The following is a 22,904-nucleotide window of genomic DNA, read 5'->3' on the forward strand; positions in this document are numbered from 1 at the left end:
AATGCATTTTTGGGAAAGGTGTCCTTTTTGTGTTGTGGTTAAAAAAATATAGTATAAGGAGAAATTCAATATGAACAGTACAGCGTTAGGTGCAAGCAAGTTAAAAGATGGAATTATATTTATTAGTGAGGCCCATGAGAAATTCTATTACGAAAAGTTAAAAGAAGTACGGTATCAGGATGAGTACCATATGGCACTTTGCTATTGCCTTGGCATTAACAGTGATACAAGAAAGCACATTGACAGTATTTACAGCTTTGAAACAGGCTGTGTTAGACCGGAATGCTTACAGGCAAGTTGGCAGACCAGTGGAAGCATGAAAGTGGTTAGAATGGCATTTAACCTTTATTGTAATGGTACACCGAGTGTAGATGAAGATACAGATGAGATAGAATGGCAGCTGCGAGAATGCAAACAGTATGCGGTGGAAGAATTATTTTGCTGTGCATATGCACCATTCTTCTGGCAGGCAATTCAGATCCGCTATCCTGAGTATACATACTATGATCGCAAGCGGTACGATTTAATAGGAGGATCAGACTGAGTGTTGAAAATAAGATTAATGGGAACAAAGGGGGATATTGAGTGGTTTCAAAAACTTATGAAGAACCATCTTCAAGTTAAGGTTTTAGAAACATCAGATCTGTATACCAATAAGGGCACAACAAGGTATTACAGATGTTATATGGAAATAAATACAAGAAAAACTACAGAGCAATAAAGAGATAAAGGAGAATTGATCATGGGTGAACAGAATAATTGCCGCGTCATCGCGATTGCAAATCAGAAGGGTGGCGTAGGAAAGACAACGACAACAAGTAACCTTGGAATTGGACTGGCAAGACAGGGAAAGAGAGTGCTGCTTATTGATGCTGATGCGCAGGGAAGTTTGACGGCAAGTCTTGGCTACAGAGAGCCTGACAAGCTTGATATTACGCTTGCAAATGTAATGGGCAACATTATCAATGAAAAAGAAATGGATGTAGAGTATGGTATTTTAAGACACGAGGAAGGCGTTGATCTGATGCCGGGAAATATTGAGCTGTCAGGCATTGAGGTATCACTGGTAAATGTAATGAGCAGAGAAACTGTGCTTCGTTCTTATATAGAAGAGCAGCGCAGCAGATATGATTATATTTTGATTGACTGTATGCCGTCACTTGGAATGCTCACGATTAACGCAGTAGCGGCGGCAGATAGTATTCTGATTCCTGTGCAAGCTGCATATTTGCCAGTAAAAGGATTAGAACAGCTGATTAAGACAATTGGCAAGGTAAAACGTCAAATCAATCCTAGACTGGAAATAGAGGGCATTCTGATGACCATGGTTGACAGCCGCACCACTTATGCAAGGGATATCAGTAAATTGCTGATCGAGAACTATGGTAGTAGAGTAAGGATCTTTAACAGCAGCATTCCGATGTCGGTACGAGCCGCAGAGATATCGGCAGAAGGAACAAGTATTTATAAGCATGATCCAAATGGAAAGGTAGCAAAGGCTTATCAGCCTTTAACGGAGGAGGTATTAGGAAATGAGTAAAAACGCAAGTGCATTAAAGGTAAAATTGAGCAGTTATGACGAGTTGTTTGGCGCGAAAGCGCCAGCAGCATCTGATCAGATTGTGAATGTGACATTAAGTGAGCTGCACACGTTTAAAAATCATCCTTTTCATGTTAATGATGATAAGGAAATGGAAGAACTTGCAGAAAGTATCCGAGAGCATGGTGTGCTGATTCCGGGTATTGTAAGACCAAGAGCTGAGGGAGGATATGAGCTGATCGCTGGACATCGCAGAAAGCATGGATCAGAGCTTGCAGGAAAGACAGAAATGCCAGTTATCGTCCGTGATTATTCAGACGATGAAGCAACAATCATGATGGTGGACTCCAACATTCAGCGTGAAACTATTTTGCCAAGCGAAAAAGCAAAGGCATATGCGCTCAAATATGAGGCATTGAAGCATCAGGGAAAGAAATCTGGAAAGAGTACACTTGATCAGGTGGGGGAAGCTGCCGGAGAAAATTCAAAGAAAGTGCAGAGATATATCTGGTTATCCAGATTGTCAGACCAGATGCTCCAGATGGTAGATGAGAAAAGACTGGGATTTTCACAGGGAGTAGATCTGTCGTTTCTGTCTAAGAAGTCGCAGCAGATTGTGGCGGATGCGATTGAACGAAGTAAGTGCACAGTAAGCATGGGACAGTCAGCAAAGTTGAAAGAGTATGAGAAGAAGAATGAGCTGACATCGACAGTGGTAAGGCTAATTCTGGAGGAGAAAAATGTTCATAAAAGAAAATTTACGTTGAAGATGGATAAGCTCAGCCAGTACTTTGATGATCGTTACAGTAGCGAGGAGATGGAAAGCATTATTCTTCATCTGTTAGAGGAATGGAAGAAGACACAGGAGGACATACAGTGATGGAAGAAGGATTAAAGTTTGATTATTATTATGGAGTACAATCGGAACAGTTTTCATTCTATCGGATTCCGAGATTGCTAATAAAAGATCAGCATTTTAAAGGCTTGTCCAGTGATGCAAAGCTTTTGTATGGACTTATGTTAGACAGAATGGCACTTTCAATGAAGAATCACTGGTTGGATAATGAGAATAGAGCATATATTATTTATTCCATCAGTAATGTGATGGAAGATATTAATTGTTCAAAACCTACATGTGTGAAAATTATGAAGGAATTGGATTCATTTGGTCTGATTGAACGAAAAAGAAAAGGGTTAGGAAAGCCAGATATTATCTATGTAAAAAATTTTGCTGTGCTTGAAGATAGTCAGGAACAAGATGAAGAAAGCTCCGATGCTGCGGACACATTTGAAGAAAATAAGCCTGTAATGAGTAATGGGAATATTACTAGTGAGGGTAAACAAGATGAACTTCCAGAAGTAAAAGATTTTAACTTCAATAATGAAGCATACGGTTTAGAGATGGTCGAAACTGGGGAGATTTTTAAAGAAAAAGAGCAAATTTCACCCAATGTAGGCGTTAATTCGGGCATAAGTAAAAAAAGTGAACTCCCAGAAGTAAAAGATTTTAACTTCTGGAATGAAAAAACATTAACTTCTGGTGGAAAAGAATCTTTACCTCTGGAGGTTAAAAACCTTGCCACTAATTATAACAATAATAACTATAACAATCAGAGTTATAACTATATCAATCAATCTTATCAATCTAATCTATCTAGTCAGGCAGATCAGGCTTGTAATGATGAGATAGATACGATTGGTAATACTGATGCCTACATACAGCAAATCAAAAAGAATCTGGATTATGACTTTTATATGACTAATGATGTAGCATATATGGATAAGGATCTGCTAAAGGAGTTGTTTGTCATTATCTGCGATGTGGTTTGTACAAAAAGTGAGACTATCAAAATTAGCGGTTATGTATACTCTTGTGACTATGTGAGATCCAAGTTTTTGCGGTTAACAAGTAATCATGTCATGTACGTCATGGATTGCATAAAAAATATAACTACAAAAATAGCAAACATAAAAGCCTATCTGCTTGTTGCACTTTTTAATGCACCAAGCACTATTGATCACTATTATCAGCAGGAAATACGGCATTACGCAGATTCTGATGTGCAAGAAGTATGCTGATAAGAAATGGTTAAGTATAGCAGAAGATTAGGTTATTGATAAACTTCTGGACAAATTGTCCAGAAGTGAAAACTGAATACAAAATCACGAAAAGAGCGGTCAAATCATGTTTGGCGGCTCTTTTTCTGCCCATATAGGGCAGATCAACAACATGGGAGGCTGCGAATGGAAAATATAAATCAGCTAACAGAGAAAGATGTTACTGAGATATTGAGCCAACGGGAAGAATTGTTGGAAGGATATCGTAAGAGACTAGAAATGCTTTCAAGAGAATATGAAGATGCAGGAGAGTTGATTGAAATGTTACAGTTGAGAAGTCCGTCAAATGATCAGGAAGGAAGCAAGGGCCAAGAAATAAAAGGGTTGGATGATATTTATATGCTTTATGAAAAGCAAAAGAAAAATTATCAGAAAGAAATTTACAAGAATATGCTTCAGATTGTAGACTCAATAGATCAGGTGAAGCATGTTTATTTGTATTACCTACAACTATCACCGAGGGAGCAGGAAATATTAAAAGCAATTTATATAGATAAAAAGCCATATAAAGCTATCATAACGGAGGGAATGTCTGAGCAAACAATTAACAGATTGAGAAAGAAGGCGATTCAAAAAATTATTCATAGATTGGAAAAAGATAATCAGGCGGAGCGGTAAGAGTAAGAGCCAACTTCTGGACAAATTGTCCAGAAGTGAGAATCAAATAAGAAATCAGAGAAAGAGCAGTTAAAGTAGTGTTGGCTGCTCTTTTTGAGCGTGAAAATAAGTCGGGTCATATCGAATAGTATAAATTTTCAACAGACATTATAGAGAAAACTGTATGAGCAAAGTATGTAGAAATTGTAAGGAAAGCAAAACAAGATCAAAAATCTTGATTTAAGATAAATAATGACTGCTTGTTTGCCATAAAAAAGAATCAGCTGTTTATGGTGAACATTGTCAAAATAGGATGAAAAGAAGAAAACTACGCGATATACGCGATGTGATTTGCTGGCGTTTTCTGTCGAAACTACGTATAATCAAGGGGCAAATAAGACAGAAAGGAGTCAATAAAAATGTTGAAAGTAACAGATGAAATGTTAACTGGGATGGAGAAGATTTTCAAAACACAATTGCAGGCATCTGATGTATTGGCGGTATGGAATGCTGAAACAGAAGAGATGCAGTTGGAAATTTACTATTCAGAAGGAAGGTATAGAGTTCTTCAGTTTAGAAAATGCTTTGAAGAAAGCAGTATTTGATAGGTTAGGGTGTATATAAGATACGGCTTCAACACGGATTATTACTAGTCCGAGTTGAAGCCGTATCTTATGAGGAGATCTTTGGTTGAGCGTGAAAAATAAGTCTGATTTTGGCGAAAGTTGTTGAATAATCATGTGGCTGTCTGTATAATTAAAATAAATGTTCGAAGATACAAAGGAGAAGGAGCATTAAATGAGAAATTTCAATGAAGATACCAGAGTGAAGATACCTGCAACATTGCAGTTCCTTCGTCTGGGATATCAATATCAATCAATGAATGATTCTGACATTGATTTCAATACGAAGATTTTCATTAACCGTTTTAAGCCAGCCCTTGAGAAAATCAACGGAAGGTCTTTTTCCAATGGAGAAGTGTGGAATGTCCTTGATGAAATCCATACCCTTATCAGAAGTAATGATCTCGGTAGGGAGTTCTATAAAAGACTTAATGACGTTGTTTCAGATGTGAAGCTGATTGATTTTGATAATGTTTTAAATAATGATTTTGCTGTAGTAGATGAGCTTCCGTTCACTATTGAGAAGGATACGGATGATGGTTCATTTAGACCAGACATTAACATCCTTATCAATGGTATGCCGATTGCCTTTCTTGAAGTAAAGAAGCCAAACAACGAAGACACGATTCAGGCAGAGTTTAATCGTATGTTGAATGTACGACTCAAGAATCCAGCATATAGAAAATACTTTAATCTCATTCAGTTTGTATCGTTCTCAAACAATATGAACTATGAGAACGATGATTCGGAAGCTACTGAATTGGTAAAATCGGGGTCATTCTATACAACACCAAATGGTGTAAAAACGTCTTTTTCATTCTTCAGAGAAGATGAAAAAGGATACCATAAGAATTATCAGTATCTTACATTAGATGATGATTTTTGCCGTTCTGTCATTAAGGATCTTGGGTACAGTACATCGATCTTTGATACTGATGAATTTAATACCGCAAATGATACAGATATGCCATGTAATCGTTTCATTACATCCATGTATGACAAAGAGCGTTTTCTTTAATGTGTTAAAAATCAATGTCATTTAGATAAGGTTTTTTATGATGAGAACAGTATATCATATGCGTTTATGCATTGAAAATACTGTTCAGTTAAGAAATGCTGTATTTTTTAGGTGCACTAATGCGTAGAAAGCAGGTGTATGATGAGTTCAAATCATTTTTTTGTGTATGACAAAAAGACAGATTGCATATCTGCCTCATAATGGAGTATAATGGTAACGAGATTTATGCAACCCGATACATGAAATCCCTATTTCTCTTTGGACGGAGGTGGATAGGATATTTTCGATTGTACCTGACAGGTGTCAGATGCTTTTGTATGAGAAGCATGGTCTCTGTTTCGTTACCACCGTGTTTGAGATATGGTTTGCATATTTATGACAATCCAGTAGGAGTGCTTACGAATAATCCACCATTTCCACAGCAGATGTTTCAACTAAATAATTATATGTATTTATCTCCTAAACAGCCCAGAAATACTTTCTGCGAAAATTTGGCTCTTGATGCATATAGTAGAGGTATGGGAGGATTAGGTCTTCCGGGAGATCTCTCATCTTCCTCACGCTTTGTACGTGTAGCTTTTACAAAGGTAAATGCAATTTCAGGTGAATCAGAGGAAGAAAGCGTTAGCCAATTCTTCCACATTCTCGGATCTGTGGATCAGCAACGAGGATGTTGCGAAGTAGCGGATGGAAAATATGAAATCACATTGTATACGTCGTGTTGTAATGTTACAAAAGGTATTTATTATTACAATACTTATGAAAACCATCAGATCAGTGCAGTAGATATGCATGTAGAAAATCTGGATAGTGATAAAATGATTTGTTATCCAGTAATTCAAGGAGAACGAATCAACTATCAAAATAAATAATGTTTTGAAATCAGGGATGAGGTAGAAAGGAAAGTTTCATGACAAAAGATGAAGTAAAAAAACTCAGGATGGACAGTCCGGAATCACTACAGTTTTTAAATAATGCTACAAAATTTTATAATTTAATGATGATGTATCGTTGTGCTATTCGGGAGATACAAACTAAACTTGAGGTTTTGGATGATGAATTTTCAGTTGAGAACAATCGAAATCCTATTTCTTTTATAAAAACAAGAATTAAGAAGCCCAATAGTATTTACGATAAACTGCAGAAGATGGGATATGAATTTACAACAGAAAATATACAGACATATCTCAATGATGTAGCAGGCGTTCGAATAGTTTGTGCGTTTATTGACGATATTTATATGATATCAGATTTGATTACCCAACAGGATGATATTAAAGTTATTGAAATAAAAGATTATATAAAAAATCCAAAATCGAATGGTTATCGAAGCTATCATATGATTGTTGAAATACCAGTATTTTTTGCTAAGGGTAAAACACCTATGCGTGTAGAATTACAGATTCGAACCAATGGTATGGATTTCTGGGCAACATTGGAACATCAACTTCGCTATAAAAAAGGAATTGAAAAAATGCCTGGCTATGATGAGATAAGTGAAGAATTACTTCATTCTGCAAGAGCTATCATTGAAGCAGATAATGAAATGCAGAGAATAAAAGACAAAATTGGTATGTTCCACGAAATTTAGGGAGAAAACTGAGCAAGTAGGAAGGTGAAATATATATGAAACAAGATACTTTAGAGGGCAAAGCAAAAACAAAAAATGGGGTAAAACGGCTGTGTTTTTCCATAATCTGCATTCTTCTGGAAGTGATTTTTATTATTACTATCGTAACACGCTTGAATGAATATGCAGAAATCATAAATTTATTTACAAGGATTTTGAGTGGGATCTTGGTTTTGGGATTGTACGCATCAAATAAGACATCCTCTATGAAAATGCCTTGGGTCATCTTAATTCTAATTTTCCCAATTATGGGTGTAGGCCTGTATTTGTTGATTGGTTTGAATGGTGGCACACATAAAATGCGTGAGCGATATGCAGAAATTGATAGCAAATTGTTACCAATGCTTCCGGACAGTCAGGAGTGTTTGAATAGAATAAAAGAAACAATTCCGAAAGCAGGAAATATAGCAAGTTACATACAAAGAAATTCGCAGTATCCAATCTATCAGAATACGGATATTGTGTATTTTGATGAAGCAGTGAAAGGATTAGAGGCACAGCTTAAGGATTTGGAGAAAGCACAGAAGTTTATCTTTATGGAATATCATGCGATAGAAGACGCTGAAGCATGGCATAAGATTCAAGATGTTCTGGAAGAGCGAGTAAAAGCAGGTGTGAAAGTTAGAGTATTCTACGATGATATGGGTTCTATAGGCTTTATTAACACAGATTTTGTGAAAAAGATGAAGGCAATAGGAATTCATTGCCGTGTATTCAATCCGTTTGTGCCAGGTTTAAATCTGTTTTTGAACAATCGTGATCATAGAAAAATAACAGTTATTGATGGAAAAGTCGGATTTACAGGTGGATATAATCTAGCAAACGAATATTTTAATTACACACACCCGTATGGACAGTGGAAAGATACAGGTATTCGTTTAGAAGGAGATGCTGTTCAGTCGCTTACGGTGACATTTTTGGAAATGTGGAATGCAGTAAGTGATAAGGATGCTAATGATTCTGATTTTAGTAAATACCTTTTCCACTATGATTATGCGGCACAGCAAACTGGGTTTGTTCAACCTTATGCAGACAGCCCTATGGATAATGAGCAAGTAGGAGAAGAAGTTTATATCAGTATGATAAATAAAGCTGAAAAATATTGTTGGTTTATGACTCCATATTTAATCATAACAGATGAAATGACGCATGCGTTATGTCTGGCTGCTAAGCGAGGGGTAGACGTAAGAATTATCACACCTGGTATCCCTGATAAAAAATTCATTTATAATATAACTCGTTCTTTTTATCATGGATTAGTTAAACATGGTGTTCGTGTTTATGAGTGGACTCCTGGTTTCTGTCATGCAAAAATGAGTGTGGCAGATGACTGTATGGCAACTTGTGGAACAATTAATCTGGATTATCGAAGTTTATATCACCATTTTGAAAACGGCTGTTTTATGGCAGATTGTCAGGCAGTTGTGGAAATAAAAAATGATCTGATAAGAACGATGGGAGAATGTCGTGATGTGACAGACCAATATCAAACCGGACGAAGTGCATATTTGCGACTGGGACAATTATTTATGAGATTATTTGCTGGATTGCTATAAGAATCTGATGAAACGACCTTTCAAAAAACAGTTGATTTAGAAGTTAACTGTTTTTGAAAGGCCGTTTTTGCTATATCTAACAGTCTGTTGTACAAAGAAGATTTTGCATGGATGAAAAAACAAACCTTGTTGAGGTTAAATTGAGTTTTCCATTGTATTGCTAATGAATAAGAATAAGAACAGACAATGCTGAATGCTCTGGAAACAAGAATATCTGAGTATAGTATGTAAGTTCGTAACAGAATGAAAGGAGCGATTCAAATGAGCAATTTGGAAAATTATATGAAACGGCAAGCAATTTTTTGTGAACAAAATGATAGCATTAGTAAGAATCTGTATTCAGAGTATGGTGTAAAAAGAGGCTTACGAGATGAAAAAGGCCAAGGTGTGTTGACGGGGCTTACAAATATTTCTGATATAAAAGCTTTTGAATATCGTGATGGAGTAAGCCGGTCATTTTTTTTATGAAAAATAAATTTTGTTGAGGTTAAATTGAGATTGACTTTGTATTGTATAAGTATAAAATAAAAAGGAATCAGGTGATGTACAATGAAAAAGCATAAAATATGTAAAATTCTTCTTGTTATACTGGCAATTTTTTTATGTGTGGCTTTTTATGAATTGCTCGGAATCTGCGTTGCATATAAAAAGCAGCCGGAAGTGTCCAATACAACCAAAAAAGAAACAAAAAATGGGTCATGGAACGAATGCAGTGAAAATACAGAACGGGCAGTAATCATAGAAAAGAATCCAGAAGCGCTTTTACAAAGAGTGCGTTTGATCAAGAATGCAAAAAATGTGTGTTTTTATTTGAATGCAATCGAGTTGAAAAAAGAACCAAGTTTCGCAAACTTGAGCACCCCCGGACAATAATCTGGGCACAGTGCCTGTCACCAATGGTATCCTAAAGTTTCACTAGAAACTGCTTGTAATTTGTCTCGTTTGGGAATATAATCAGTATGTATCTTGCCCCAAATGTGTACTGCACTATGTGGCGGTACACATTTTCCATAAGGGGGGATTTAAAATTGAAAAGAAAAAAAGTAATATTGTTCCTGCTGTTGACGGTCACTGCACTTTTAGCAGGCTGTGGGAAAAAGAGTGTAAAAAAAGAAGAGGCAGAAACAATAAGGGTATACTTATGGACAACAAATCTGTATGATAAATATGCACCTTATATTCAGTCACAGCTTCCAGATGTGAATATTGAATTTGTAGTTGGCAACAACGATTTGGATTTTTATAAGTTTCTGGATGAAAATGGCGGACTTCCTGATATTATTACGTGCTGTCGTTTCTCACTTCATGATGCAAGTCCGCTTAAGGATAGTCTTATGGATCTTTCCACAACAAATGAGGCAGGTGCTGTCTATAATACATATCTCAATAATTTCATGAACGAGGATGGAAGTGTGAACTGGCTTCCTGTATGTGCGGATGCACATGGATTTGTAGTAAACAAAGGATTGTTTGAAAAGTATGGTATTGAGCTGCCAACAGATTATGACAGCTTTGTTTTGGCATGCCAAAAATTTGAAGAAGCAGGTGTTCGTGGATTTACTGCAGATTATTACTATGATTATACATGTATGGAAACACTGCAGGGACTGTCTGCTTCAGAGCTTACATCTACGGATGGCCGTAAGTGGCGTACTGCTTATAGTGATCCTGCCAACAAAGAGCGTGTTGGTCTGGATGATATTGTCTGGCCACAGGCTTTTGAGCATCTGGAACAGTTTATTAATGACGTGAAATTGGAACAAGATGATCTGGATCTTACTTATGATGATGTAATAAGTATGTATCAAAATGAAGAGCTGGCTATGTATTTTGGAAGTTCATTCATGGTGAAGACGTTTCAGGATCAGGGCATCGACACAGCGTTTTTACCATTCTTTAATCAGGATGGTGAAGAGTGGATCGTGACAACTCCATATTTTCAGATAGCCTTGAATAAGGATTTGGAACAGGATGATTCACGACGCAAAAAAGCAATGAGTGTATTAAAAGAGATGCTGTCAGAGGAAGCGCAAAATCTGATTATTGCGGATGGTCAGGATATGTTAAGCTACAGTCAGAATGTGGATTTTTATCTTACTGAGTATTTAAAAGATATTAAGCCTGTCATTGAAGAAAACCATATGTATATTCGCATTGCCTCAAATGATTTCTTTTCCATTTCTAAAGATGTGGTTTCTAAGATGATTGCAGGTGAGTATGATTCAAAACAGGCATATAAAGCCTTCAATGATCAGTTGAAAGAGGAAAAATCAGCTTCTGATGATGTTGTGTTAAAAGTTCAGAATACATATTCAAATTATTTCCATGCTGATGGCGGAAATGAAGCTTATTCAGTTATGGCAAATACGCTGAGAGGTATTTACGGGACAGATGTGCTTATTGCAGCGGGAAATAGTTTTACAGGAAATGTGCTGCATGCTGACTATACTAAAAAAATGGCAGTCAGCATGATCATGCCAAATAGTCTTTTTTCTTACAAATGCGAAATAACAGGAGCAAAGCTGAAAGAATTATTGAAAGCTTTTGTGGAAGGCTGCGAGGGCGGATTTATTCCATTTAACCGCGGTTCACTGCCAGTTGTAAGTGGCATTTCTATGGAGGTTAAGGAAAATAGCGATGGCTATACATTGACTAGCATTAAAAAAGACGGAAAGACAATCAAAGATGATGATACCTTTACCGTGATGTGTCTGGCAGCAAAAAAATATATGGAGCCAATCATTTCAGCAGAAGGTTATATGTTCGAAGGTGGAGACACGTTTGTGAAGGATACGTGGATCAATTATGTCTTAGGGGATGATGCTGTTTTGGCAGAGCCAAAATCATATATCACTTTGAGGTAAGTAGATGGATGAGATAAAATACAGAAAAAAGAAACAGTTCATGAAAACGAGATTGGGAGCATTTGCAGCAGCAATTGTCTTAATAATTGGAATCAGTATGGTGGGCATCCGATATACAAGGTTTGTGTCAAAGACTGTGTATCAGGAAAGTACTTCTCATTTGACAGAGATCTTTCATCAGTCAAATAAAGCATTAAATGAACTTGTCAATAAAAATTTGACATATCTTCATATGTGGAGTGCATATCTACAGAAGGCCTCGACTGAAAATGAAATTTGTGATTACATCAATAAAGTACAGGAAGAAATAGGATTTTCTGGCTTCTATTTTTTATCGTTTGATGGCAATTATAAAACGATAACAGGCGAGACAGGGTATCTTGGATTACAGGGAAATCTTGATGATAAGATCACTCAGAGAAATGATATTATAATGAATGCAGCATTGCCTGGAAAATCACAGATGCTTGTTTTTGCATGTCCTGAAGTTAATGGAATTTATCAGGGGTTTGAATATGACGCCATTGCTGTTGCATATGACAACGCTGATATTGTAAAGGTATTAGATATTTCTGCTTTTCAGGGAAATGCAGGCGGATATGTGGTTCATTCAGATGGACGAGTTGTGATTGATCATGCGCCAGAGTCATGGGAAACAGCATATAATTTCATAGCTGTTTTAAGAGATCACTCTGGACTTTCAGAAGATGAGATCATGACATTTTCAGAGGAGCTTAAGCAGGGACACACAGGCGCTATGCTTGTAAATTTAGAGGGAAGAAATTACTATCTGATTTATGAAAAGGTGAACATTCAGGATTGGGCATTGCTTGGAATTGTTCCAGCTGATATTGTCAATGCCAGTATGAATGAGCTGCAGCTTAATACGCTTATTATTGTAGGTGCCATGCTGTTTAGTATTGCATCATTCATTATTATAATGATTATTAGAAGAAGTCGGTTAAATATAAAGAGCAAGAATACACAAATTTTGTATAGGGATGAATTGTTTAAAAAACTTTCGATGAATGTAGATGATGTGTTTTTGATGGCAGATGCTAAGACAGCCAGAGTTGACTATGTTAGTCCGAATGCTGAAAAGCTGCTTGGTATTACAGCGAAACAGATTGAAGATAATATTTATGTTTTGGGAAAGCTTCATCCGCAGGATACAGAGGGACAACGATCTAAACATCTAAGAGGATTACTTGTCAATGAACAGCGTGAGTGGGATTTTGAGTATGTTCATAAAAAAACTGGGGAACAGCGTTGGTTTCATATCATAGCAATGGGCAGTGAGGTAGAGAAAAAACGAAAATGTATCATTGTCATGTCAGATAGAACTGCTGATAAGAAAATGAATCAGGCACTGTCAGATGCTGTATGCGCAGCTGAAACAGCCAATCGTGCAAAGAGCACATTTCTGTCAAATATGTCTCATGACATAAGAACACCAATGAATGCCATTATAGGTTTTACTACACTTGCTGTAAGCAATATTGAAAACCAGGAAAAGGTAAGGGATTATTTGGGAAAAATCCTTGCATCAAGTAATCATCTACTTTCTTTAATCAATGATATATTGGATATGAGCCGTATTGAAAGCGGCAAGATTCATCTTGAGGAAACTAAGGTTAATTTGTCAGATATTCTTCATGATTTGAAGACAATTATTAGCGGACAAATTCATGCAAAACAGTTAGAACTTTACATGGATGCAATGGATGTTACAGATGAAGATGTATACTGTGATAAGACAAGATTAAATCAGGTGCTTTTGAATCTGCTCTCAAATGCAATTAAATTTACACCGGCAGGAGGAACAGTTTCTGTTCGTCTAAGACAGTTTCCAAGCACGCAAAAAGGTTGTGCTAAATATGAGATTAGGGTCAAGGATAATGGAATTGGCATGAGTCAGGAGTTTGCACAGAAAATTTTTGATCCTTTTGAGAGAGAGCGAACATCTACAGTCAGCAAGATTCAGGGTACTGGACTTGGCATGGCTATTTCTAAAAATATCGTGAATATGATGGGTGGTACGATTGATATTCAGACGCAGAAAAACAAAGGTACAGAATTTATTATCAGTTTGATGCTTCGTATTCAGTCTGAGCAGCATCGCGTGGAAAAGATAACAGAGTTAGAAGGTCTTAAGGCATTAGTAGTAGATGATGACTTTAATACATGTGACAGTGTTACAAAGATGCTTGTAAAGGTTGGAATGCGTTCAGAGTGGACTCTTTCAGGCAAGGAGGCTGTTCTTCGTGCAAAACAGTCAATGGAGTTAGGGGATGCTTTTCATGCGTATATTATCGACTGGCGGCTGCCGGATATGAATGGAATTGAAGTTACGCGTCAGATAAGAAGCCTTGGTGATGATACTCCGATTATTATACTGACTGCATATGACTGGTCAGAAATTGAAGTGGAAGCAAAAGCAGCAGGCGTAACTGCGTTCTGTGCGAAGCCGATGTTTATGTCAGATCTGCGTGAAACCTTAATGACTGCACTTGGCCAGAAAAAAGAACAAAATAATGATGGTATTCTTCCACAGGCAGGTTACAATTTCAAAGACAAGCATATATTGCTTGTTGAAGATAATGAATTAAACAGAGAGATAGCTGTGGAGATTCTTACTGAGTATGGTTTTATTGTTGACACAGCAGAAAATGGGGCTGAGGCGCTAGAGAAAGTAAGTACTTCAAAGCCAGATACTTACGATTTGGTGTTGATGGATGTGCAGATGCCTATTATGAATGGGTATGAGGCTACGAAACGTATTCGCAAGCTGAAGGATCCTGCAATAGCAAATATTTCAATATTGGCAATGACAGCCAATGCATTCGATGAAGATCGAAAAAAAGCACTCGAATCAGGTATGGATGGCTTTTTGTCAAAGCCAATTGTAATTGAAGAACTTGTTCAGGCACTGAAAAATAAATTTACATTAAAACAGTAGTGAAGAAATAGAGGAGAGTTGATAATGGCTTACAGCAGTACAAAGAAAAAATCATCTGGTATTGTTCAAATAAGCATTTGTATACTTACGGTTATTTTAGTTGTATTGATTATTGCGATGATGATGATTGTATCTAGTATCCAGGGAACGGCTCGTATAGTTAACTATGCAGGTCTTGTTCGTGGTAAGACGCAGCGTATCGTAAAGTTTGAAATTTCTGGAAAACAGGAAGATGATATGATTCAGGAGATTGAGTCATTTATCGATGGATTGAGGAATGGAAACAAAGAGCTGAACTTGGTTCGTCTGGAGGATAGTGATTTTCAGACAAAGATGGAAGAACTGAATGAATACTTTTTAATGTTAAAACAGGAAATTATGCAGGTGCGTGCGTATGGAGCTGATAAAACACAGATTCTTTCAAAGAGTGAACATTTTTTTGAAATTTGTGATGAGGCAACAGGACTGGCAGAGGTGTATTCTCAGCGAAAGGCATCATCATTATCATTACTTGAAAAATATATAACAGCAGATATTGTTGTGTTGATGCTTCTGATAGAATATGAATTTATTAAAGCTGTGCGATATGCGGCGATGAATCGTGTTTTGCAGAAAAAAGTATATATTGATGGTGCGACAGGGCTTCCTAATAGAAATAAATGTGATGAATTGTTAAGTCAGCCAGATGCCGCACCAGAGGATATAGGTGTGTGCAGCTTTGATTTGAATAATCTTCGCATAATCAATAATAGTATGGGGCATGAGGCAGGTGATGAATATATTCGCCGCTTCGCCGTCTGTTTACGCGCATCCATGCCGGCAGAACAGTTTGTGGGGAGAGCCGGAGGAGATGAATTTATTGCTGTTACTCACGGAATGGGGAAGGAAGAGATGAAAGCCTGCCTTGCATCAGTAAGAGAACAGATGGCAGAAGAATCTAAGTCATATCCGGATACTCCATTAAGCTATGCAGTGGGCTTTGCACTTGCAAGCGAGTTTCCTGGAAGTACAATGCAGGAAATGTTTAATTACGCAGATAAAAATATGTATATCAATAAGAATCATGTAAAACGTGAGGAGGCAGCAGCGCAAAGACAATTGGATTACAAGCTGTTGAAGCTATTGAATATGCATGGAAAAACTTTCACGGATTGTCTGTACTGTGATGTAAAGCTAGATACATATCGTACAATTCGTGCAAACAACAATTTTTTTCTGGCATCGGATGGAAGCTATTCTGGTGCTGCAGAGCAGATTGTTAAGGAGAAGATAGGAAAACAGGATAAAGATCGCTTTGGTCAATGCCTTAAGATTTCTTATTTGTGTGAAAAGATGCGCACAAAAGATGACGTTATGGAGCTTAAGTATGATGTAAATGAGCAAGATAGTTACAGCCGCCTGACATTCATTCCAGTAGACTGGGACAAAACAGGAATGCTTCATCATTTTCTCTTGGCATTTGAAACTATTCGTCAGGGTGCAGGAAGCCATGCAGATGCAAAGGAACAGCTGACAATTTATTATGAGCAGCTAAAGCAGTCTATTTTGGAGAACGACAGCTACGTAGATGCACTTCTCGAACCATCTGATGTCATTTATACGGTAAATCTCACAAATGATATTTTGGAAAGAATCATCCTTTTAGGTAAAAGAAAAAAAGAAAGTCTGGATATGCTTTTTGATTATCCGCTTCCTGGTTCATATAGGGATTATTGCAGTGAGTATAAAAGAATAGTCACGCAGGAAACTCTTGGAAGCTATCGTATGGCAGATGATTGTGAAAAGCTGTTAAAGCGTTTTGATGCGGGCGAAAAATATTTGTCAGTTGAATTTTGTATTTATGGAGATAATGGCATTGTTTACTGGATACAAAAAACCATTTTGATGACGCAGACAGTTGTGTTTGACGAAGAAACAAGGAATGAGATTTATGTTGTCCATGCAATTGTTCTCTTGCAGGATACTACCCAGCTGCATGAGCGCGATGAGCAGGAGCACGCAAGATTGCAGGCGGCTTTTGATGAAATGCGCGTGGCAAACCGCACAAAAACACAGTTTTTGGCGCGCATGAGTCACGACATTCGTACACCGCTTAATGGAATCATTGGTCTTTTAAAGATTGATGAGGAGCACTTTGATGATAAAGAGCTTGTGAAGGAAAATCATGAAAAGATGAAAGTTGTAGCAGACCATTTACTCTCATTGATTAACGATATACTGCAGATGAGTAAGCTTGAGGAAGGCAATATTGCTTTGAAGCATGAACAGATTTGTTTGCAGGAATTGATGAATGATATTGAAACAATCACTATATCACGCGCAGTGAGTGAAGGAATTAAATGGGAGTATGAGAAGAAAAAAACAGATTTTGTTTATCCTTATATTTACGGAAGCTCTCTTCATATTCGCCAGATCTTTTTAAATATTTACGGAAACTGTATCAAATATAACAGGAAAAATGGAACTATAATGACATCTGTAGAGTCACTTGGAGATAAGGATGGGATTTGTACGTACAGATGGACTATTTCAGATAACGGTATGGGTATGAGCAAGGAGTTTTTGTCTCATATTTTTGAACCATTTGTACAGGAAAAAAATGATGCAAGAAGCATTTATCAGGGAACAGGACTTGGAATGGCAATTGTAAAGGAACTGATTAATCAGATGAAAGGAACAATTGAAATTTCAAGTGAAGTGGGAGTCGGTTCAACCTTTGTTATTACAATTCCATTTGAGATAGCCCCGCCACCACAAAAGCAGCAGGAAAAAGAATCGACTTGCAGTATTGAGGGTATGAAGCTATTGATGGCAGAGGATAATGAACTAAATGCTGAAATTGCGACAACACTTCTGACTGACAGAGGTGCTCTTGTAACGAATGTATCAGATGGAAAGCAGGCACTTGATGAGTTTACAAAAAATCCGCCTGGAACTTATGATGCAATTTTGATGGATATAATGATGCCTGTTATGGATGGAATTACAGCAACAAAGGCGATTAGAAGTCTCACACGGCCAGATGCAAAGACAATTCCAATTCTTGCAATGACAGCAAATGCATTTGAAGAGGATGCAAAGCAGTGTTTTGCGGCTGGTATGAATGCACATATTGCAAAACCAGTTGATATGGAATTTTTAGAAAAAACTTTACAACGCATTTATGAGCAGTTATAATGATAACGAATTTATTTTAAGAAGTCTAAAGAAGGGGGACTATAAGTGAAAATTAAAAGAAAACAAATGGTAATGCTTGTGTTGCTTGCAGTATTTGCAGCATTACTTGTTGTCACAATAATAACAGGAGGCAAAGAGACAAACGGTGAATATACAAGCATCGCATATGCTACCATTTTTTCACTGCTTCCGCCAGTTATTGCAATTGGTCTTGCACTTTTTACAAAAGAAGTATATACATCACTTCTTGCAGGAATCCTTGCAGGTGCATTGCTGTATTCTAATGGAAATCTGGAAACAATGATCAACACCATGTTCTTTCATGAAGAGGGTGGTATGGTGTATAAGCTTGCAGATGCATGGAATGTCGGAATAATTGTGTTTCTTGTTATGCTTGGAATTTTGGTGTCACTGTTAAATAAAGCAGGCGGTTCAGCAGCATTTGGAAAGTGGGCATCAAAGCGTATTAAGACAAGAATCGGTGCACAGATCAGTGTTATGATTCTTGGTGTAATGATCTTTGTCGATGATTATTTCAACTGTCTGACAGTAGGAAGTGTTATGCGTCCTGTGACAGACCGCCACAAGGTATCAAGAGCAAAACTGTCCTATATTATTGATGCGACAGCAGCACCAGTATGCATCATTGCACCAATCAGCTCTTGGGCAGCAGCAGTCACTTCATCTGTTCCATCCGATTCTGGAATCAATGGTTTTGCCGTATTTATTCAGACAATCCCATACAATCTATATGCGATTCTTACACTTGTAATGTTAGTTGCTATCACACTTCTTCGCGTTGATTTTGGACCAATGAAGCGCCACGAGATGAATGCAATTGCAGGTGATTTATTTACTACACCGGGAAGGCCATATGAGGGCAATGAGGAAGAAGTCATTAAGGAAAATTCTCATGTGCTTGATCTGATTCTTCCAGTAGCCGTTTTGATTGCAAGCTGTATTATTTCAATGATTTATACAGGTGGATTTTTTGAAGGTACATCATTTGTGGATGCATTTGCAGGATCGGATGCGTCTGTTGGACTTGTACTTGGCGGTGCTGTGACATTGGCATTTACATTTGTTTACTATATGATGAGAGATGTTCTTACTTTCCAGGAATTTACAGAGTGTATTCCAGATGGATTTAAATCTATGATTGCACCTATTATGATTCTTACTTTGGCATGGACACTGTCAGGTATGACAAATCTTCTTGGTGCGAAGGTATTTGTTGCAGATTTAGTGGAGCATTCAGCACAGGGAATGCAGGGCTTTTTGCCTATGATTATTTTCCTTGTTGCGGCATTTCTTGCATTTGCAACAGGAACATCATGGGGAACTTTCAGTATACTTATTCCTATTGTAATCGGTGTATTTCCGTCTGGTCAGATGATGGCAATCTCAATCGCGTCCTGCCTGGCAGGTGCGGTGTGTGGTGATCATTGTTCTCCAATTTCTGATACAACGATTATGGCATCAGCAGGAGGTCATTGTGAGCATGTCAACCATGTAGCAACTCAGATCCCATATGTTGCACTCGTGGCAGCTGTATGTATGGTAGGATATTTTATCATTGGTGTGCTGCAGGCAGTTGGTATGGCACAGCTTTCTCTTATTTCACTTCCGATTTGTATTGTGATTTTAGTAGGAGCACTTTGTGTGATTCGTGCAAAGACAGGTGGAAAAGAGGAAATCTAAGGCTTTTTGTAAAAGTATTTCAAAATAATGTTCTTTTTAATAAAACAGCTCTCTGTGGAAGATATTACATATCGGCAGAGGGCTGTTTTTGATATTTTATTCTAATATAGAGTCGAGAAAGACAAGTAAAGCTTCGCGTTGTTTTGGCGTCAGGCGGTATACCTTTGCAATAAGTGGATCATTCCAAAATTGTCCATTTGTCTGCTCATCAAAAAACTCACGCAGTGAGATATTTAATGCTTCGCAGATATAGGATAGGATTTCGATTGTAGGATTTTTATTCCCTAGTTCAATATCACGCAGATAGCTTTGCGAGATACCAGACAGTGTTGCAAGCTTATTTACAGAATAATTTTTTGCGGTGCGAAAAAAAGTAATGCGTTTTCCAACATTCATAGAATCAGTCCTTTCATATAAGTAGATATGAATCTAGGATATCAGAAAATAAAAATGAAAATTACATATATAGAGATTGACAATATATGCTATAGATATTATTATGACATAAGCAAAAAAATAATTGCTGAAACTAAAGAAAAATTGTGCCATAGACAGTGACTGTCATTCAACGCAGCTATAATATCGTTATAAGAACTATTCAGAGCCATAAAAAAATGCGTTCTGCGAATGGGGTATGAATAGTTACACACTATTGGAACTATGATTTGCACATGAATATATAGGAGGAACGCAAATGGTTCATACAAAAGAAGCTGTTTTGATGTTGGATACGCCATCTGAATCAGGAGAGTCATGCGTACTTGGCAGTACAATTCTTCGCAGTCAGATTGTTAGAGTTCAATTTTGTTCAAAAATGCCATTGGAAGTATGTCAGGAAGAAATGTGGGATGTGTCTGCAGCACATGATCGGAGCATTTTGGCATGGGCAAAGAAGGTCTTTATTTCTTCTAAATTGTTGTATGAATTATATATAGCTTCAGATACCAAAATAAAGCTGCAAAACGCCAGAGGACTGTTTTGGGGATATGAGAATCTCTGTGAAATCAATTTAGATAAATGGATTGATTCAAGCAGTGTGTCTGATATGAGTTATATGTTTTGTGGATGCCACAGCCTGAAAAAATTGGATGTATCAGGACTAGACACATCAAATGCAATCAATATGGAAGGAATGTTTTATTGGTGTAGCAAGATTCAGACATTGAATGTGAGTTTTTTTGACACATCACATGTAATCAATATGAAAAGCATGTTTGATTATTGCAGCAGTTTAAAAAAATTGGATTTAAGTTCATTTTGTACCAAGCATGTAATTGATTTTTCGTCAATGTTTGGAGACTGTATTCAGTTAGAAAAGCTAGTTTTAAGCGGATGGGATACTAAAAGTGCAGTATATATGCGTGGGATGTTTGAAAACTGCAGAAGTCTTCGCATGCTTGACGTATTATCTTTTGACACAAAAAATGTCATCAATATGAGCAATATGTTTGCAGGCTGCGAGAAGTTAAGACATATTGAACTGTCCTCATTTTCGACAGGAGCACTGCAGGACATGAGGGAAATGTTTCACAACTGCAATTGTTTACAGACACTTGATTTATCAGGCTTTGATACAAAAAATGTAACTAACATGTCATATTTATTTTGCGGATGCAGCAAGTTAGCTAAGCTTAATGTTAGCAACTTTGATACAGCAAATGTGATAGATATGAGTAACATGTTTTGTAGATGTGAAAGTCTTACAAGTATTGATGTAAGCCGCTTTGATACATCACATACAGAGAGTTTTGCAAGAATGTTTCGAGACTGCGTAAAAGTAGAAACACTTGATGTAAGTCATTTTCAGACACAAAGAGCACTTCATATGGAAAATATGTTTTATGGATGTAAGTGTCTTAAATATTTGGATTTACGTGGATTTGACTGCTCAAAGGCGGCAGATTTGTCATATATGTTTTATGGCTGCCAGTCATTAAAGAATGTTTTAACTGCAAAACGACCATCAGATAGAAAACATCGAGCAATTATGATAGAATTATTGGCAGGATGTAAAAAGTTTGCAGAAGAAAAGAAAGGAATGGGGATATGAGAAAGAGTATGCAAGAAAGCAATGAAAACGCAAAAATCAGAAAGAGCGCGCAGAATGCAAACTCTGATTTTAAATATAAGCGTATTTTACAGCTTTACACCAGATTACTTAAAGGTGAGGTGATAAACAAGGCAAAGGAGGCAGCAGCCGCGAATGTCACAGAGCGTTCTATCCAGCGTGATCTTGATGATCTGAGGGCTTTTTTTGATGAGCAGGCAGCAAATGGAAAAGATTCCTATGAGCTTGTATACAGCCGTAAAGAACATGGTTATCTTTTACATACAAAAGAAGCACCGACCTTTACAGACAGTGAAGTGCTGGCTGTTTGCAAAATTCTTTTAGAAAGCCGTGCATTTAGAAAAGACGAGCTTGAGCCTATGCTTCGAAAGCTCATAAATAATGGTGTCCCAAGAGAAAAGCAAAAGGCAATCAAAGAACTGATCTCAAATGAACTGTTTCATTATATAGAGCCACAGCATAGACAGCACCTTGTTGAAAAATTGTGGGATTTAGGAATGGCAGTAAAAGAACAGCGCATGATGAAGATTTCATATCAGAAGCAGAATGGTGCGATTGTGGAAAGAAAAATTAAGCCGGTTGGCATTATGTTCTCCGAGTTTTACTTTTATATGCCAGCCTTTATAGCTGATATTGACAAGGAATCTCATTTTACAAATAAAGATGATAGCTTTCCAACAATTTATCGAATAGATAGGATCCGTTCTTTTGAGGTATTAGAAGAGACATTTGAAATTCCATATCGTGATCGCTTCAAAGAAGGAGAGTTTCGCAAGCGCATCCAGTTTATGTATGGAGGACGGCTTCGTAGCATTCGCTTTATCTATAAGGGAAGTAGCGTCGAGGCAGTATTAGATCGCCTGCCAACAGCACAGATTATCGCAAAGAGACCAGAAGGCTATCTGATCAGCGCAGAGGTGTTTGGAGACGGCATTGATATGTGGATCAGGAGCCAGGGAGATATGGTGGAAGTGGTGAAGTAATGTTGGTGCCCCTTTTAAATAAAAAGAAAAGATAGTAATGTGATCATGCAAAATAATAATATCATTAACT

16 protein-coding genes and 3 pseudogenes are annotated in these 22,904 nt (G+C 37.2%); 18 read left to right on the forward strand and 1 reads right to left on the reverse strand.

Annotation, left to right across the window (positions count from 1 at the left end; translation table 11 throughout):
* The first annotated feature begins 70 nt into the window (after nt 1-70).
* From LKD48_RS03070 to LKD48_RS03145, 16 genes and pseudogenes are all read left to right on the forward strand, one after another.
* A complete protein-coding gene (locus LKD48_RS03070; RefSeq protein WP_308731153.1) occupies nt 71-544 on the forward strand; it encodes a DUF6075 family protein in 474 nt (157 codons plus the stop codon).
* A gap of 198 nt (nt 545-742) precedes the next feature.
* On the forward strand, nt 743-1,540 hold the full coding sequence (locus LKD48_RS03075; RefSeq protein ID WP_308731154.1) for a ParA family protein: 798 nt from the start codon (nt 743-745) through the stop codon (nt 1,538-1,540).
* Entirely contained in the window at nt 1,533-2,420 is an 888-nt protein-coding gene (locus LKD48_RS03080; RefSeq protein WP_308731155.1) for a ParB/RepB/Spo0J family partition protein, read from the forward strand. The genes LKD48_RS03075 and LKD48_RS03080 overlap by 8 nt, the downstream gene beginning before the upstream one ends.
* A complete protein-coding gene (locus LKD48_RS03085) occupies nt 2,420-3,619 on the forward strand; it encodes a replication initiator protein A (RefSeq protein WP_308731156.1) in 1,200 nt (399 codons plus the stop codon). The genes LKD48_RS03080 and LKD48_RS03085 overlap by 1 nt, the downstream gene beginning before the upstream one ends.
* A 165-nt stretch (nt 3,620-3,784) precedes the next feature.
* A complete protein-coding gene (locus tag LKD48_RS03090; RefSeq protein ID WP_308731157.1) occupies nt 3,785-4,276 on the forward strand; it encodes a sigma-70 RNA polymerase sigma factor region 4 domain-containing protein in 492 nt (163 codons plus the stop codon).
* A gap of 398 nt (nt 4,277-4,674) precedes the next feature.
* A complete protein-coding gene (locus LKD48_RS03095; RefSeq protein ID WP_308731158.1) occupies nt 4,675-4,860 on the forward strand; it encodes a hypothetical protein in 186 nt (61 codons plus the stop codon).
* A 193-nt stretch (nt 4,861-5,053) separates the two neighbouring features.
* Complete coding sequence (locus tag LKD48_RS03100; protein ID WP_308731159.1) at nt 5,054-5,896, forward strand: type I restriction endonuclease; 843 nt, start codon at nt 5,054-5,056, stop codon at nt 5,894-5,896.
* 353 nt (nt 5,897-6,249) lie between these two features.
* Nucleotides 6,250-6,768 (forward strand): annotated as a pseudogene (locus LKD48_RS03105) (linear amide C-N hydrolase); the annotation flags it as partial.
* Nucleotides 6,769-6,806: 38 nt separating this feature from the next.
* A complete protein-coding gene (locus tag LKD48_RS03110; RefSeq protein WP_308731160.1) occupies nt 6,807-7,487 on the forward strand; it encodes a GTP pyrophosphokinase in 681 nt (226 codons plus the stop codon).
* 35 nt (nt 7,488-7,522) lie between these two features.
* A complete protein-coding gene (cls, locus tag LKD48_RS03115; protein WP_308731161.1) occupies nt 7,523-9,082 on the forward strand; it encodes a cardiolipin synthase in 1,560 nt (519 codons plus the stop codon).
* A gap of 243 nt (nt 9,083-9,325) precedes the next feature.
* Nucleotides 9,326-9,529 (forward strand): annotated as a pseudogene (locus LKD48_RS03120) (citrate synthase); the annotation flags it as partial.
* Nucleotides 9,530-9,631: 102 nt separating this feature from the next.
* Nucleotides 9,632-9,877, forward strand: a pseudogene (locus LKD48_RS03125) (phospholipase D family protein); the annotation flags it as partial.
* 233 nt (nt 9,878-10,110) lie between these two features.
* Nucleotides 10,111-11,946, forward strand: a complete 1,836-nt coding sequence (locus tag LKD48_RS03130; protein WP_331466784.1) for an ABC transporter substrate-binding protein — start codon at nt 10,111-10,113, stop codon at nt 11,944-11,946.
* Nucleotides 11,947-11,986: 40 nt separating this feature from the next.
* Nucleotides 11,987-14,905 (forward strand): response regulator, encoded by a 2,919-nt coding sequence (locus LKD48_RS03135; RefSeq protein WP_308731163.1) that lies wholly within the window; start codon nt 11,987-11,989, stop codon nt 14,903-14,905.
* A 24-nt stretch (nt 14,906-14,929) separates the two neighbouring features.
* On the forward strand, nt 14,930-18,082 hold the full coding sequence (locus LKD48_RS03140; protein ID WP_308731164.1) for an ATP-binding protein: 3,153 nt from the start codon (nt 14,930-14,932) through the stop codon (nt 18,080-18,082).
* A gap of 51 nt (nt 18,083-18,133) precedes the next feature.
* A complete protein-coding gene (locus LKD48_RS03145) occupies nt 18,134-19,783 on the forward strand; it encodes a Na+/H+ antiporter NhaC family protein (RefSeq protein WP_308731176.1) in 1,650 nt (549 codons plus the stop codon).
* A gap of 96 nt (nt 19,784-19,879) precedes the next feature.
* Here LKD48_RS03145 and LKD48_RS03150 read toward each other — a convergent pair whose 3' ends face one another.
* Nucleotides 19,880-20,179, reverse strand: a complete 300-nt coding sequence (locus LKD48_RS03150) for a helix-turn-helix domain-containing protein (protein WP_118615293.1) — start codon at nt 20,177-20,179, stop codon at nt 19,880-19,882.
* Between the two features lie 298 nt (nt 20,180-20,477).
* Between LKD48_RS03150 and LKD48_RS03155 the strand changes: the two genes are divergently transcribed.
* Both LKD48_RS03155 and LKD48_RS03160 read left to right on the forward strand, forming a co-directional pair.
* Nucleotides 20,478-21,833, forward strand: a complete 1,356-nt coding sequence (locus tag LKD48_RS03155; protein ID WP_227101824.1) for a BspA family leucine-rich repeat surface protein — start codon at nt 20,478-20,480, stop codon at nt 21,831-21,833.
* A complete protein-coding gene (locus LKD48_RS03160) occupies nt 21,830-22,834 on the forward strand; it encodes a helix-turn-helix transcriptional regulator (RefSeq protein ID WP_308731165.1) in 1,005 nt (334 codons plus the stop codon). The genes LKD48_RS03155 and LKD48_RS03160 overlap by 4 nt, the downstream gene beginning before the upstream one ends.
* Nucleotides 22,835-22,904: the final 70 nt, after the last annotated feature.

Source organism: Anthropogastromicrobium aceti (assembly GCF_020687335.1).
Taxonomy (GTDB): domain Bacteria; phylum Bacillota; class Clostridia; order Lachnospirales; family Lachnospiraceae; genus Anthropogastromicrobium; species Anthropogastromicrobium aceti.